14 protein-coding genes are annotated in these 14,977 nt (G+C 46.1%); 11 read left to right on the top strand and 3 right to left on the bottom strand.

All coding sequences use genetic code 11. The features are described from left to right. The first annotated feature begins 396 nt into the window (after positions 1-396). The 6 genes from L5M11_RS07570 (at position 397) to L5M11_RS07545 (ending at position 5,011) form a co-directional block, all read left to right on the top strand. Entirely contained in the window at positions 397-555 is a 159-nt protein-coding gene (locus L5M11_RS07570; protein WP_076500132.1) for a periplasmic nitrate reductase, NapE protein, read from the top strand. Between the two features lie 36 nt (positions 556-591). After that, positions 592-849: a chaperone NapD gene (locus L5M11_RS07565; protein ID WP_076500130.1), complete on the top strand. Its 258-nt coding sequence runs from the start codon at positions 592-594 to the stop codon at positions 847-849. A 2-nt stretch (positions 850-851) separates the two neighbouring features. Next, positions 852-3,341, top strand: coding sequence for a nitrate reductase catalytic subunit NapA (napA, locus tag L5M11_RS07560; RefSeq protein WP_107884049.1), 2,490 nt, complete (start codon positions 852-854; stop codon positions 3,339-3,341). A 10-nt stretch (positions 3,342-3,351) separates the two neighbouring features. After that, complete coding sequence (locus tag L5M11_RS07555; protein WP_263181859.1) at positions 3,352-3,837, top strand: nitrate reductase cytochrome c-type subunit; 486 nt, start codon at positions 3,352-3,354, stop codon at positions 3,835-3,837. Between the two features lie 8 nt (positions 3,838-3,845). After that, the gene (locus tag L5M11_RS07550; RefSeq protein ID WP_028760143.1) at positions 3,846-4,433 is read left to right on the top strand and encodes a cytochrome c3 family protein; all 588 of its coding nucleotides are present in this window, start codon (positions 3,846-3,848) and stop codon (positions 4,431-4,433) included. 206 nt (positions 4,434-4,639) lie between these two features. Continuing rightward, the gene (locus L5M11_RS07545; RefSeq protein ID WP_263181860.1) at positions 4,640-5,011 is read left to right on the top strand and encodes a DUF1801 domain-containing protein; all 372 of its coding nucleotides are present in this window, start codon (positions 4,640-4,642) and stop codon (positions 5,009-5,011) included. A gap of 125 nt (positions 5,012-5,136) precedes the next feature. On the opposite strand, the gene asnS is transcribed toward L5M11_RS07545, so the two are convergent. Then, positions 5,137-6,537 carry an asparagine--tRNA ligase gene (gene asnS / locus L5M11_RS07540; RefSeq protein ID WP_263191801.1) on the bottom strand — a complete coding sequence of 467 codons (1,401 nt, stop codon included), beginning with the start codon at positions 6,535-6,537 and terminating at the stop codon, positions 5,137-5,139. Positions 6,538-6,687: 150 nt separating this feature from the next. Between asnS and L5M11_RS07535 the strand changes: the two genes are divergently transcribed. After that, positions 6,688-7,023, top strand: coding sequence for a hypothetical protein (locus L5M11_RS07535; RefSeq protein WP_113939548.1), 336 nt, complete (start codon positions 6,688-6,690; stop codon positions 7,021-7,023). Positions 7,024-7,087: 64 nt separating this feature from the next. On the opposite strand, the gene L5M11_RS07530 is transcribed toward L5M11_RS07535, so the two are convergent. Together L5M11_RS07530 and pabB are read right to left on the bottom strand one after the other, a co-directional pair. Further along, a complete protein-coding gene (locus L5M11_RS07530; protein ID WP_263191799.1) occupies positions 7,088-7,675 on the bottom strand; it encodes a CoA pyrophosphatase in 588 nt (195 codons plus the stop codon). Positions 7,676-7,706: 31 nt separating this feature from the next. Beyond that, a complete protein-coding gene (gene pabB / locus L5M11_RS07525) occupies positions 7,707-9,119 on the bottom strand; it encodes an aminodeoxychorismate synthase component I (protein ID WP_263191797.1) in 1,413 nt (470 codons plus the stop codon). A gap of 119 nt (positions 9,120-9,238) precedes the next feature. Between pabB and L5M11_RS07520 the strand changes: the two genes are divergently transcribed. The 4 genes from L5M11_RS07520 (at position 9,239) to L5M11_RS07505 (ending at position 14,957) form a co-directional block, all read left to right on the top strand. Continuing rightward, positions 9,239-10,783, top strand: coding sequence for a fumarate hydratase (locus L5M11_RS07520; protein WP_113939706.1), 1,545 nt, complete (start codon positions 9,239-9,241; stop codon positions 10,781-10,783). Between the two features lie 317 nt (positions 10,784-11,100). Next, positions 11,101-13,152 (top strand): alpha/beta hydrolase family protein, encoded by a 2,052-nt coding sequence (locus L5M11_RS07515; protein WP_263191796.1) that lies wholly within the window; start codon positions 11,101-11,103, stop codon positions 13,150-13,152. A 249-nt stretch (positions 13,153-13,401) separates the two neighbouring features. Continuing rightward, positions 13,402-13,860: a GNAT family N-acetyltransferase gene (locus L5M11_RS07510; protein WP_263191795.1), complete on the top strand. Its 459-nt coding sequence runs from the start codon at positions 13,402-13,404 to the stop codon at positions 13,858-13,860. 161 nt (positions 13,861-14,021) lie between these two features. Beyond that, a complete protein-coding gene (locus tag L5M11_RS07505) occupies positions 14,022-14,957 on the top strand; it encodes a M14 family metallocarboxypeptidase (protein WP_263191794.1) in 936 nt (311 codons plus the stop codon). Positions 14,958-14,977: the final 20 nt, after the last annotated feature.

Raw genomic sequence — 14,977 nt, 5'->3', positions numbered from 1 at the left:
GTTGATCGCGATCAATAAAGTGCTTTATATGTGATAAATATCTATTTATGAGTATATTGGTTGTTGTGTTGGTTAACGTTTTTGCAACGCAGCTTTTAGAGACAGAAGTGACGCTGTTTAAAACCGAAATTCCTTGTCTTCTTAAACAGTTATTTTGACGAGCATGGCGGGAGTAAACTTTTTGTTAAGTGCTTTGTAGATCGGGATCACGCTTATTGTTAATTACCTAATTAGAGGCACATAAAAAAAACCTAGACTTACCTATCATGGTGTTAGGTTAATAAAATTTCGCCAATAATTTAAAAAATGGCAAAGAATTTGATTGTATTTAAGTGTTATCAAATCGTTAAGTAAGATAAGGTAGTTAATACGATAGACGTACTTTAGGGAGCGTATATGACAACTCAAACAGATGAAAGTAAGAGCTTAGAACTCAAGATTTTCCTATTTTTAACCGTATTGTTAGCACCTATTCTGTCGGTGCTTCTGGTTAGCGGTTTAGGTTTTGCAATTTGGTTTAGCCAGATTTTAACTGGTCCACCAGGTGCGGGTTAACATAATAAAAATCATGAAATAAGAGTGAAGTGTCGGATGAGTAAAGAGATTCATATTACAAGTTTAGTCGTACAAGTTTTGCCACAAAAAATGGCAGAGGTTAGGCAGCAGATTATGACCATTGAGAATGCTGAGCTTTCCGTAAATAACGAAGTGAAATTAGTGGTAGTGCTTGAAGGGGATACTCAACGAGCCATTATGGAAAGTATCGAAACCATCAATGCCATTCCTGGTGTCTTATCCGCCACTATGGTTTACCACCAGAGTGAAGAGCTTAAAGAGGGTGAAGAATGAACATGAATAGACGTGACTTTATTAAAGCCAATGCAGTCATCGCCGCTGCAGGAGCGGCAGGTTTAGCTCTGCCAGCTGGCGCAAGCAATTTAATTACCAGTTCAGAACAAACAAAATTAGAGTGGAACAAAGCGCCGTGCCGTTTTTGCGGCACGGGTTGTTCTGTGATCGTTGCTACCCGCGAGGGTAAAGTGGTTGCCACCCATGGTGATGCCAATAGTGAAGTTAACCGCGGCCTTAACTGCATCAAGGGTTATTTCTTATCCAAGATTATGTATGGTAGCGATCGTTTAACTACGCCCATGCTACGTATGACGGATGGCAAATTTGACAAGCACGGTGAGTTTTCACCGATAAGCTGGGATAGCGCCTTTGATATCATGGCGCAAAAATGGAAAGCAACCATTAAAGCTAAAGGCCCAACAGCGATTGGTATGTTTGGTTCTGGTCAATGGACCGTATGGGAAGGTTATGCCGCCGTTAAGCTGATGAAAGCCGGCTTTGGTTCAAACAACATCGATCCTAATGCGCGCCATTGCATGGCTTCGGCCGTGGTAGGTTTTATGCGTACCTTCGGCATTGACGAACCTATGGGTTGTTATGACGACATTGAAGCTGCTGATGCCTTTGTACTTTGGGGCTCAAACATGGCGGAAATGCACCCGATTTTATGGAGCCGTGTCACCGACCGTCGCCTCAGTGCCCCCCATGTTAAAGTATCAGTATTATCGACCTTCCAGCATCGTTCTTTCGATTTGGCCGACTTACCAATAGTATTTACACCGCAAACTGACTTAGCCATTTTAAACTTTATTGCTAACTATATTATTCAAAACGATAAAGTGAATTGGGATTTTGTTAAAAAGCATGTGAACTTCCACATGGGAACCCACGACATTGGTTATGGTTTGCGCCCAACGCACCCACTTGAGAAAAAAGCCAAAAACGTTAAAACGGCTGCTGATTCAACGCCAATCGATTTCGATACGTTTAAAGCCTTTGTTGCCGATTACAATGTAGAAAAAGTCAGTAAATTATCAGGTGTATCAGAAGAGAAACTGATTGAATTGGCCAAGTTATATGCCGATCCTAATACTAAAGTGACTTCTTTTTGGACGATGGGATTTAACCAGCACACTCGTGGTGTATGGTGTAACAACCTGATTTATAACATTCACTTGTTAGTCGGTAAAATTTCAACTCCAGGTAACAGCCCATTCTCGTTAACAGGTCAGCCATCTGCTTGCGGTACGGCCCGTGAAGTGGGAACCTTCTCACATCGTTTACCTGCCGATTTAGTGGTCACTAATCCTGAGCACAGAAAACATGCTGAAAATATTTGGAAAATTCCTAGCGGCATTATTCCACCTAAGCCTGGCTACCACGCAGTTGAACAAAACCGTCGCCTTAAAGATGGTGATTTAAACTGCTATTGGGTCCAAGTTAACAACAATATGCAAGCGGGTGCGAACATTAACGAAGAGATGTTACCTGGCTATCGTAACCCAGATAACTTTATCGTGGTGTCCGATGCTTACCCAACAGTGACAACTCAAGCCGCTGACTTAATTCTTCCTACCGCGATGTGGGTCGAAAAAGAAGGCGCTTATGGTAATGCTGAACGCCGTACGCAATTCTGGCATCAAATGGTGCAAGCACCTGGTGAATCACACTCAGATTTATGGCAGCTGATGGAATTTGCTAAACGCTTCACTACCGATGAAGTATGGCCACAGGATGTATTAGCGGCAAACCCAGAGTTTAAGGGTAAAACGTTATACGAAGTGCTATATCAAAATGGCAATGTCGATAAGTTCCCACTTGCAGATGCAGATCCTAAGTACCTAAACAACGAAGCAAAACATTTTGGCTTCTACGTACAAAAGGGCTTATTCGAAGAATATGCAACCTTTGGCCGTGGTCATGGTCACGATTTAGCGCCCTTTGATGCCTACCACGAAGCACACGGTTTACGTTGGCCGGTAGTGGATGGTAAAGAAACCAAATGGCGTTTCCGTGAAGGTAGCGACCCGTATGTGAAACCAGGAAAAGACTTTGAGTTTTACGGTCACCCTGATGGTCGTGCCATTATTTTTGCACTGCCTTACGAACCCGCTGCTGAGTCACCAGATGAAGAATACGATATATGGCTATCAACAGGTCGCGTACTTGAACACTGGCATTCAGGTTCAATGACTCAACGTGTACCTGAGCTGTATCGTGCCTTCCCTGATGCTGTGTGTTTTATGCACCCAGAAGATGCTAAAAAACGAGGTTTACGCCGTGGTGATGAAGTGCGAGTTGTGTCGCGTCGCGGCGAAATCAAAACGCGCGTTGAAACCCGTGGTCGTAACAAGCCACCTGTAGGCTTAGTGTTTGTGCCTTGGTTTGATGCTAGCCAGCTCATTAATAAAGTCACGTTAGATGCGACAGATCCTTTGTCAAAACAAACTGACTATAAAAAATGTGCGGTGAAGATCGTCAAAGCATAAGGAGTACAACATGAAAACATTCAAATTAATGTCATTGATTGGCTTACTTGCTCTCAGTTCATTCGTGATGACGAATGCCGTGGCGACGAGTATCCCTGAAGACAAAATCGACACGTTACGTTTAGCGCCCATTGATATTGAGCCAACACCCCCGGTGATGCAAAATGTGCGTAATACAGATATAAAAGAAGTACGTAACTATCCTATGCAGCCACCCGTGATCCCACATAAAATTGATGGTTATCAATTGGATCTGAAAGTGAATAAATGCATGGCATGTCACGCTAGAAGCCGTACTGGGGAGTCGCAAGCTCCGATGGTGAGTGTGACGCACTATATGGATAGGGATAACAACTTCCTTGCCGAATTATCGCCGCGCCGCTATTTCTGTACTCAGTGCCATGTGCCGCAATTAGATGCCAAACTACTGGTCGAAAACGACTTTGTAGATATGGATCATCTCATTAAAGCCAACACTGAGCAGAAAAAACACTAGGAGTTAGCATGTTAGATAAACTGAAAAAAATCTGGCAGGTACTCAACCGTCCGAGTGTGCACTATAGTCTGGGCTTTTTGACCTTAGGTGGTTTTGTGGCTGGCGTGATTTTCTGGGGCGGGTTTAACACTGCCCTAGAAGTGACCAACCAAGAAGCTTTCTGTATTGGTTGCCATGAGATGGAAAATAACGTCTATCAAGAGTTACAGACGACGATTCATTTCACTAACCGCAGTGGCGTGCGGGCGACGTGTCCCGATTGCCACGTACCGCATAACTGGACCGATAAAATTGCCCGTAAGATGCAGGCATCTAAAGAAGTGTGGGGTAAGGTTTTTGGGACGATTAATACCCGTGAGAAGTTTGAAGATAAGCGCCGTGAACTGGCAGAACATGAGTGGGCAAGGTTAAAGGCCAATGATTCGCTCGAGTGTCGTAATTGCCATAACTTCACTTATATGGACTTTACTCGCCAATCACCCAGAGCGGCGCAGATGCACTCAACATCACTGGCAAGCGGCGAAAAGACCTGTATCGACTGCCACAAGGGGATTGCTCATCATCTCCCTGACATGGCCGGTGTGAAGGGGTTTTAATCTAGGGCGCAGTTTTTATCCGTGTGACTTAGCCTTGCTAAGTTGGACAACTCCAGCAAAAGGCCAAGCGTACTCCACGCTTGGCCTTTTTATTTGCACGTCACTATTCTATTTCTTGGGGATGCTTCAATAGGGTGTTATTCAGTCCGATTAGCGCGCTACAATCTGACTGAGATAGTCTTGCTTGTATGAGAGGTAAAGAGATCATGATGGAAGATCAACCGCAACTTGAAAAACTGTTAGAAGATATTTTATGTACCAGCCCGAGTCTGTTTGAAATAGTGCAGGGGGTGAGGCAGGAGGTCAAAACTGCCGCTACCACATCGTCGCGGGCCATTACTGAAGCCGTTAAGTACGGCGGTATACTCTTTAGCACCAAAGCCAGTTTTGGTGGTGTGTTTGCCTATAAACAGCATGTTTCATTGGAGTTTAGCTTAGGCGCGAATCTTAGCGATCCACACAAGGTTCTCGAAGGCAGTGGCAAATTTCGTCGCCATATTAAGTTGGTGTCAATCGATGATATTGCTGCCAAGCGAGTCGCGGAATATATTGCGCAGGCGTTGAGTCTGGCGGATTAATGGTTGTTTAGCCGCATGATGTGACTAAAACGGACGAACAAAAAAGGAGCTGAATATTCAGCTCCTTTCGTTTTGCTAAGGTTTAATAGAGATGTCTTAGCTATGCAGTCCCAAGTTAAGGGAGATTAGAAGTTCGCAGTGCGCGGTGCACGTGGGAAAGGGATAACATCACGAATGTTGTTCACGCCCGTCACGTAAGACACTAAACGCTCAAACCCTAGACCAAAACCTGCATGTGGCACTGTGCCATAACGGCGCATATCACGGTACCACCAGTAATCTTCTTGGTTCAGATCCATTTCTGCTAGACGCATATCTAGCACGTCTAAACGCTCTTCACGTTGAGAGCCACCGATGATCTCACCAATACCTGGGGCTAACACGTCCATCGCGGCAACAGTTTTACCGTCATCGTTTAAGCGCATGTAGAAGGCTTTGATATCTTTTGGATAGTTCTTCACTACCACAGGGGCTTTGAAGTGTTCTTCGGCTAAGTAACGCTCATGCTCAGAAGATAAATCGATACCCCAAGACACAGGGAACTCGAAGGTTCTGCCACAGTTTTGCAGAATTTCAACCGCATCCGTGTAATCCACTTGAGCAAAATCGCTTGAAACGAAAGATTGCAGACGGTCGATCACAGTCTTATCAACGTGTTGGGCGAAGAAGGTTAAATCGTCCATACGCTCAGTCAATACGGCATTGAACGCGTATTTCAACATAGCTTCGGCAAGGCCTGCGATGTCGTTTAAGTTGGCAAAGGCGACTTCAGGCTCAACCATCCAGAATTCCGCTAAGTGGCGGCTAGTGTTTGAGTTTTCAGCACGGAAAGTCGGGCCAAAGGTATACACTTTTGACAGTGCACAGGCGTAGGTTTCAGCGTTCAACTGGCCAGATACGGTCAGGAAAGCTTCTTTACCGAAGAAATCTTTATCGTAATCGACTTTACCCGCTTCAGTACGCGGCAGGTTTTCCATATCTAAGGTCGATACGCGGAACATTTCACCGGCGCCTTCGCAATCTGATGCTGTGATAAGTGGGGTCGATACCCAAATAAAGCCTTCTTCGTAGTAGAAGCGGTGAATCGCTTGAGATAGACAGTTACGTACGCGAGCAACGGCACCAATAATGTTAGTACGTGGGCGTAAGTGGGCTAATTCGCGTAAATGTTCAATTGAGTGACGCTTAGCGGCCATTGGGTAAGTGTCTGGATCATCAACCCAGCCAGCGACTTCAAGTTCAGTCACTTGCAGCTCAAATGCTTGGCCTGCACCAGGAGATTCCACCACGTCGCCTGTCATCACAACAGAACAACCCGCAGTCAGCTTTAACACTTCGTTGTCGTAATTATCTAAACTATTGGGCACGACACCTTGGATAGGATTAAAGCAAGAGCCGTCGTAAACAGCTAAAAAAGAGATGCCGGCTTTAGAGTCACGACGGGTTCTGACCCAGCCACGCACTGTGACTTTAGAACCGACGGCGTGCTCACCTTTAAATACAGATGCGACAGATGCAATGCTCATTGTTGCTTAATTCTCCAACGAAACGTTTTATATGAAAATTTTGGAGGTTTATATTACCTTGCTGGTGGCTTTTCTCAAGCTGAAAAAGGTATCCTGAGGTTAATAATATCGATATTGAGCGATATAGTGAGTTAAACGGCGGGAGGCGGTATGAGCAAGACTAGAATATTTCAAATTATCCTTGCGACCTTATCCATTTTAGGCTGGGCAATAGCCGTCTATGCGCTATTAGTGTTTAGTGATGCAAGGCCAGACCGTGAAGTTGGGGCCTATTTGACCCGTGGCGCGACATTTAGAGTCCATTGGGATCCACATGAAACCCAATTATTGCAGTATTTGATTTGGGTTTGTGGCGGTATTAGTTTGGTCAGTTTAGCGTTTAACTATTATGTCGCCCACCACAGTCGTATGGGTTATTGGTTTAATATTCCCATGTTGCTGTTAACGTCGATTGTCGCCGGTTTGTATATCCATTTGGTGGTTTAAGCTAGCCATTGTTTGGCTAATTTAACAGTTTGGCTTTTTAACGGTTTAGCAATGGCAAGTGAAGTCAGAGGATATTGGCAGGAATGCTTAACTGGCGGCACAGATGGTCGATAATGGCCGCAGTCGCACCCCAGATAAACCGTTGTTGATAGGGAATAAAATGCACGCTGTAATAGCGCCCTTGGCGTAAAAAGCGTTTTTGGTGGCGATTATTCGGTTCAATAAAAAAGCTTAATGGCACGGTAAAGCAATCGGCGACCTCACCGGGATCGAGTTTTAAATCAAATGCCTGCTTGATAATGCCTATCACAGGAGTGATTTCAAACCCTGTGAAGGTATTATGGGCTGGAAACGTGCCCACCACCTCGACGTTATGCCTTGAGAGTCCAATTTCCTCTTCTGCTTCCCTTAACGCGGCCGCAATCGCATCAATATCATAGGGCTCAATTTTACCGCCAGGGAAACTGATCTGCCCCGGATGGGCGCGCAGATGCATAGGTCTTTGGGTCAAAATTAGATTCAGCTCACCGTTCATCTCCAGCAGTGGGATCAAAACCGCAGCTTTGCGCAGTCCAAGGTGAGGGAATGCCGCCGGATCTTGCCGCGCTAACGGGTGCAGATTAAATCTGAGTCTAAATTCCGCTTGATCCATCGACGTTCTCGTTACTGTTTAGTATTAAAGCTTACGGCTTTTGTGACGCAGTGCCAAGCAAAGGTAAAATACGGCTGATCTTATCAAAGGTTTCTTGGTATTCAGCATTCACTTCTGAATCCGCCACTATGCCGCCGCCCGCCCAGCAATAGAGTTTCCCCTGCTCAGCCACAATAGTGCGAATGGTAATACTGGTATCCATTTGACCATCTTGGCTGATATAACCCATAGATCCACAATAAAGGCTGCGCCGTGAAGGTTCGAGCTCTTCGATAATTTCCATGGCACGAATTTTCGGTGCGCCGGTAATTGAGCCGCCGGGAAACGCCGCGCGCAGTAAATCACTCGCCGTGAATCGGCTATCAAGCTTGGCAGTCACCGTACTGACTAAGTGATGCACGGCAGGAAAACTTTCAATCTCAAATAGATGCGGTACACGTACTGAGCCTGCTGCCGCCACTTTGCCGATATCATTACGCAGTAAATCGACAATCATGACATTTTCGGCACGATCCTTTGGTGAGTTTGCCAGTGTATTGGCGGCTTTCACATCCAATGCGGGATCGGTATGACGCGGCAGCGTGCCTTTGATAGGTTTGGTTTGAATATCGTCACCGCGAAGCTGAATAAAGCGCTCGGGTGAAATCGATAAAACCGTGTTTTGCGGCAGACGCATAAAGGCCGAGAAGGGCGCTTTATTGGCATTGCGCAGTTGGCTATAGGCCGACCACTCATCGCCTTGATAATGGGCTTCAAATCTTTGGGTTAAATTTATTTGATAGCAATCGCCGCTGTGCAAATAGGCTTGAACTGCTGCAAATTTTGCCGTGTATTGGGCCTTATCGATTTGTGCTGTCCATGGGCCAGTGAGCATGAATTCGGCGGTATTTGGCTTGTGCGCCATTTTCGCTTGAATTCTATTCAACTCAATGTCGAGTGCTGCTTCACCTAAATAATGCAGTAAATACCAACACTGGGTTTGGTAATCAAAAACTAACGCCCAGTCGTAAAAGCCGATGTTCATCTCTGGCAGTTGAATATCTTGCTTGGCCGTTATCGGCAGGGATTCAATTCTGCGGCCTAAATCGTAGCTAAAACTGCCCATTGCGCCACCACTAAAGGGCAGAACGCAATCAAAAGATTTTGAATACCAATGGGTTAATAAAGTGTTGAGTAACTCGAAGGGATCACGGTTTGAGTCTATTGCCTCGGGTAAGCTCAAGTTCGTATCGATGAGCTTTATATCGCTACGCTCGCCCTGAGTCACTAACGTTGCGATAGGATTGGCGCAAATGATGTCGAATCTGGCGTCTTGATGCGGCGCGTTCGCCGAATCTAACAGAATTGCCCAAGTGTCATTTGCAAAGTGTTCGAACAGTGCTGCGGTACTTAATGTCCAGTCAAGTTGGCGTGATGCAAGCTGTTTTGACGCCCTAATTGCCATCGATTAACCCTATTCAAAATGTGATGTAGCCCAAAAAGATGTGAAAGAGTATCATATTGGCCCAGAAAGAATTAAACAAAAACAAGTTAGGCCGCAAAGGCTGCTGGAGCGCTCCTACTATGTCATCTCACCATAAAATGTCTGAAACTTCTGTGATTAAACAAGCCGACTTTATTGAAAGTGTGGCGGATGCTTTGCAATACATTTCTTATTACCACCCGAAGGATTTTGTTGATGCCATGAGCCAAGCTTATGAGCGTGAACAAAGTGCGGCGGCGAAGGATGCGATTGCCCAGATCTTAATTAACTCGCGTATGTCGGCCGAAGGTAAGCGTCCTCTGTGTCAAGACACTGGGATTGTGACCACTTTCGTGAAAGTGGGTATGGGTGTCCAATGGGACAAAACCGATATGACGATTCAGGAAATGGTCGACGAAGGTGTTCGTCGTGCCTATACCAATCCTGATAACCCACTGCGCGCATCAATAGTGTCAGATCCTGCGGGCAGCCGTAAAAATACCAAAGATAACACGCCATCTGTGGTGCATATCGACATGGTGCCAGGCAACCACATCGAAGTGGCGATTGCGGCCAAAGGCGGCGGCAGTGAAAACAAAGCTAAGATGGTAATGTTAAACCCATCTGACGATATCGCCGCATGGGTAGAAAAAACGCTACCGACCATGGGCGCGGGCTGGTGTCCACCGGGTATGCTGGGTATCGGTATCGGCGGCACGGCGGAAAAAGCGGCCGTATTAGCCAAAGAAGCACTGATGGAAAGCGTAGATATCCATGAGTTGATGGCCCGTGGCGCGCAAACGACCGAAGAAAAACTGCGTTTAGACATTTTTGAGCGCGCGAACAATTTAGGCATAGGTGCGCAAGGTCTTGGCGGTTTAACCACAGTGTTAGACGTTAAAATCAAATCGGCGCCTACCCACGCGGCGTCAAAGCCTGTGGTGATGATCCCAAATTGCGCTGCTACTCGCCACGTACATTTCCATTTAGACGGTTCAGGTCCAGCGGAATTAACGCCACCATCATTGGCCGATTGGCCAGAAATTACCCGTGAAGTGGGTGATGATGTGCGCCGCGTGAACTTAGATACTGTGACTCAAGCGGATATCGAACAGTGGCAAAGCGGTGAAACCATTCTGTTGAGCGGTAAAATGCTCACCGGTCGTGATGCTGCCCATAAGCGCATTCAAAGCCTGATTGAAAGCGGTGAAGGTCTGCCAGAAGGCGTGGACTTTACCGGTAAGTTTATTTACTACGTTGGCCCAGTTGATCCTGTAGGCACTGAAGTTGTCGGTCCTGCGGGCCCAACCACAGCAACTCGTATGGATAAATTCACTGACTTAATGTTAGAGAAAACTGGTCTTATGGGCATGATAGGTAAAGCTGAGCGCGGCCCTGCGACAGTTGAATCGATCAAAAAACACAAAGCGGTATATCTGATGGCCGTTGGCGGCGCTGCGTATTTAGTGTCTAAAGCGATTAAACATTCTCGTGTCGTGGCCTTTGCTGATTTGGGCATGGAAGCGATTTACGAGTTTGATGTGCAAGATATGCCAGTGACTGTGGCTGTGGATTCACATGGTGTGAACGCCCATGAAACTGGCCCTGCAATTTGGAAAGTGAATATTGCTAACGCGAAAGCGTAAAGGTGAGGATGCAGCGGATTGAACTTGATGGCTTTTTAAGCAAAATAGCTTAAGTTTGAGTTCTGATATCTGTTCTTTAGGTAAAACGCTGCGCCACTGACATTTTGTCACAAAAAAATACGCTCAGGTTCGCCATTTGGCTTGCCTGAGCGTTTTTGTTTCGATAGTGTGGCAAGCTTATCTTCGAAAGATACGATCTCAGATCGTTTTTTAACATTCGTGTGGTTGCAACTCAGTAGAACTATTGCAATTTCAATAGAACCCTTGCAATGATTGGCGCAACTATCGAACCAGTTTAACCAAAGACGGACATAACAATGAAAATAGCTCCTCTCCTATTGGCGCTCGGCGCTGCGGGACTGGCGTTATCAGCCCAAGCGGCCGATCCAACGCCTTTTACTGTGCAACAACTTATTAAACTCAATAAGATGCACTCTGCGACTGTGTCCCACGATGGCACTAAATTAGTTTATGGTCTTAAAACGGTAAACGATAAGGGAGAGGCCAGCTCGGATCTGTATCTATTAGATTTGATAGACACGAAGGCGAAACCACTACAATTGACCTCTGCCACGGGCACTGAGCACGATGTGAGCTTCGCCAATGACGACAAGTCGATTTATTTCCTTGCCAGTCGCAGTGGTTCAAGCCAGTTATTTCAACTACCATTAACGGGCGGTGAAGCGGTACAAGTTTCTGATTTACCTTTGGATATTGATGGCTACAAATTATCAAACGACGGTAAACAAGTTGTACTCAGCATGCGGGTATTCCCCGAGTGTAAGGACTTAGCTTGCTCAAAGGATAAATTTACCGTCGAAGCTGAGCGTAAATCGACTGGCCGTGAATACAAGCAGTTAATGGTTCGCCATTGGGATACGTGGGAAGACCACGCCCGTAACCATTTATTTGTGGGTTCTGTAAACGGTGAGAAACTGACTAAAGTAGTGGATGTGACTCAAGGTTTAGACACTGAAACGCCGCCAAAACCTTTCTCGGGTATGGAAGAAGTGACCTTCACCCCAGACGGTAAGTTTGTGGTTTATAGCGCGAAAGCCCCTAGCAAAGATCAAGCTTGGACCACTAACTATGATTTGTGGCAAGTGCCAGTGACAGGCGGCACCGCAACCAACTTAACCAAAGACAATCTTGCATGGGATGCGCAGCCAACATTTTCGAGCGATGGTCGTTACATGGCCTATTTAGCAATGAAAAAACCGGGTTTTGAAGCAGATCGTTACGGCATTATGCTGCGCGATACTAGCACAGGCCAAACTAAAGAAGTGGCGCCATTATGGGATCGCAGCCCAAGCTCACTGATGTTTGCTCCTGACAATCGTACCTTGTATGTGACGGCACAAGACCTAGGTCAAGTCTCAATTTTCCAGGTGAATACCCAATTTGGTGATGTGCGTTCTGTCTACAGTGATGGCACGAACAGTTTAATTGCGGTCACTAACGAACAACTGATTTTCGATAGCAAAACCTTAGTTGAACCGGGCGATCTCTATAGCATTACGACCGAAGGTGAAGGGCTTAAACGTCTGACCGAAGTGAATAAAGACAAATTGGCCGAGATCAAGTTTGGTAAGTTTAAACAGTTCAGCTTTAAAGGTTGGAATAACGAAGACGTTTACGGTTACTGGATCAAACCGGCGAACTTCCAAGAAGGGAAAAAATACCCAATTGCCTATCTCGTTCACGGTGGGCCGCAAGGTTCATTTGGTAATGCCTTCAGTGGTCGTTGGAATGCCCAATTATGGGCGGGTGCGGGTTATGGCGTCGTCATGGTGGATTTCCACGGCTCTACCGGTTACGGCCAAGCCTTTACTGATTCAATCAGCCAAGATTGGGGTGGTAAGCCATTAGAAGATCTGCAAAAAGGCCTAGCAGCGGTGAGCCAGCAACAAAAATGGCTCGATCCGCAAAACACCTGTGCGCTCGGCGGTTCTTACGGCGGCTACATGATGAACTGGATCCAAGGTAACTGGAACGACGGTTTCAAGTGCTTAGTTAACCACGCGGGTCTGTTCGATATGCGTTCTATGTATTACGTGACCGAAGAAGTGTGGTTCGCAGAGCATGAGTTTGGTGGCACTTATTCAGATAACAAAGCGTTATATGAGAAGTTTAACCCCGTGAATTATGTTGAAAACTGGAAAACACCCATGCTGGTGATCCACGGTGAGAAGGACTTCCGCGTCCCTTATGGTCAGGGTTTAGCGGCATTCAGTTTTATGCAGCGCAAAGGGATCCCATCAGAGTTATTGATTTTCCCTGATGAAAACCATTGGATCTTAAAACCTGAAAACTTAGAGCAATGGTATGCTAATGTCTTCGGTTGGATGGACCGCTGGACTAAGCAATAACGACCAGTGCGTTTATGGGCTTTGCACCGACGAAAGCCCATAGAAGCAAGGCTCGCCCTGATAGGATTATCATCGGCGAGTCATTTAATGCTCAACTGACAATCAAAGTATTTTTAGTCTGTATTTAAACTAAGCGTCTTCTGACCAAGTGTATTTTGATTAAGTGCCTTTTGATTCAGTATCTTAAAAAGCCAGACTCTGTTCTGGCTTTTTATTATGTCATGAAATGTTTTTAATCAAGGAGTTAAGATGAAAATTCGAGCCGCAACCTTAACTGATATCCCTGAAATAAGCGTATTGCTCACTCAATTAACCCAAGAATTTATTGCCCCAACTTGCACTGCAGAGGGCGCTGCAATCTTAGTTAATGCCATGTCGACAGAAGCGATTGGTAGCTACTTTGCTATGGGTTATCAGTACCATGTTGCCATAACGGACTCGGGCCAACTCGCAGGTGTAGTGGGGATGAAGGCGAATAGTCACTTATACCATCTCTTTGTCGCCTCCCATGCGCAGGGGCAAGGCGTGGCGCGAATGTTGTGGGAACATGCCAAAGCTCAGTGTTTAGCCCAAGGCAATTCGGGCATATTTACCGTGAACTCGGCGCTGAATGCGCAGGCTGTGTACTTAGGCTTTGGCTTTGTGCCCCTTGGACCCGAGCGAGAACGCGGCGGGATCCGTGATATTCCCATGCAGCTAGTGCTTTAGGTTGACTGTACTCATTTATCATCCAAACACGAGCACTATCATTCGACTGAATAGTAATTCAACGAAAAAGCTTGAGCGAAAAGAGCTTGAACGAAAGCACTAGAGTGCAAAGAACTTGAATAAAAAGAACTTTACCGAATAGAACTAAAAATAGAGGAATTATGGCAAATTTAACATTTTATCCCATCGGCACCGTAGGCGAAAAATGGGGCGAGGCTGAAAAAGCTGCATGGCTTGCAAGCGCCAAAATCAAGCGTTCGTATCAGGACGATGTCGTGACGCCACTCAAGGCGATGGAAGCAAAGCTATCTACGCTTGGGCTTGGCATTGTGCAATATGGCGCCTTATCGATAAATGCGGAGCGTTATCCCTTGCTTGCGGTTAAGTCAGCGTCCTTCGATCCTCAAAAACTGACAGTATTAGTCACGGGTGGCGTGCACGGTTACGAAACCAGCGGTGTTCATGGTGCCTTGGCATTTTTAGCGGATAAGGTGGCTCATTATGTTGATCGCGTCAATCTTGTGATCGCCGTGTGCGTGAGTCCTTGGGGTTACGAAACTATCAACCGTTGGAACCCTAAGGCTATCGATCCTAATCGTTCATTTTATGCCAACAGCCCTGCAGAAGAATCGGCGGCCTTGATGGCTCTAGTTGCTTCAGTTGAGCAAGGTTTTGATGTGCATGTGGACTTACATGAAACCACTGATTCAGATGAATTAGAATTTCGTCCAGCACTTTGCGCCCGTGATGGTAAGGAGTACGTCAAAGGAACTATCCCAGATGGTTTTTATGCTGTGGGTGATACCGAAAACTCAATGGATGCCTTTCAGAAAGCCATTATTGATGGTGTGAGTAAAGTGACGCACATTGCTCCTGCCGATGAGAAAGGCGAGATCATTGGCTCGACTGTGGTGCAGCACGGGGTGATTAACTATCCGCTTAAGTCATTAGGACTTTGCAGCAGTGTCACGGGTTGTATCTATAACACCACGACAGAAGTGTACCCAGATAGCCCAACGGCTACGCCTGCCGAATGTAACCTGGCGCAGGTTGCGGCCATCACCAGCGCCATTGATTATGTACTGGCACAGCGTTAGTCGCTTTTTAGTGATGAGCT

The organism is Shewanella sp. SM87 (genome assembly GCF_025653705.1).
Classification (GTDB): domain Bacteria; phylum Pseudomonadota; class Gammaproteobacteria; order Enterobacterales; family Shewanellaceae; genus Shewanella; species Shewanella oncorhynchi.
This window is presented reverse-complemented; position numbering and strand designations above follow the sequence as displayed.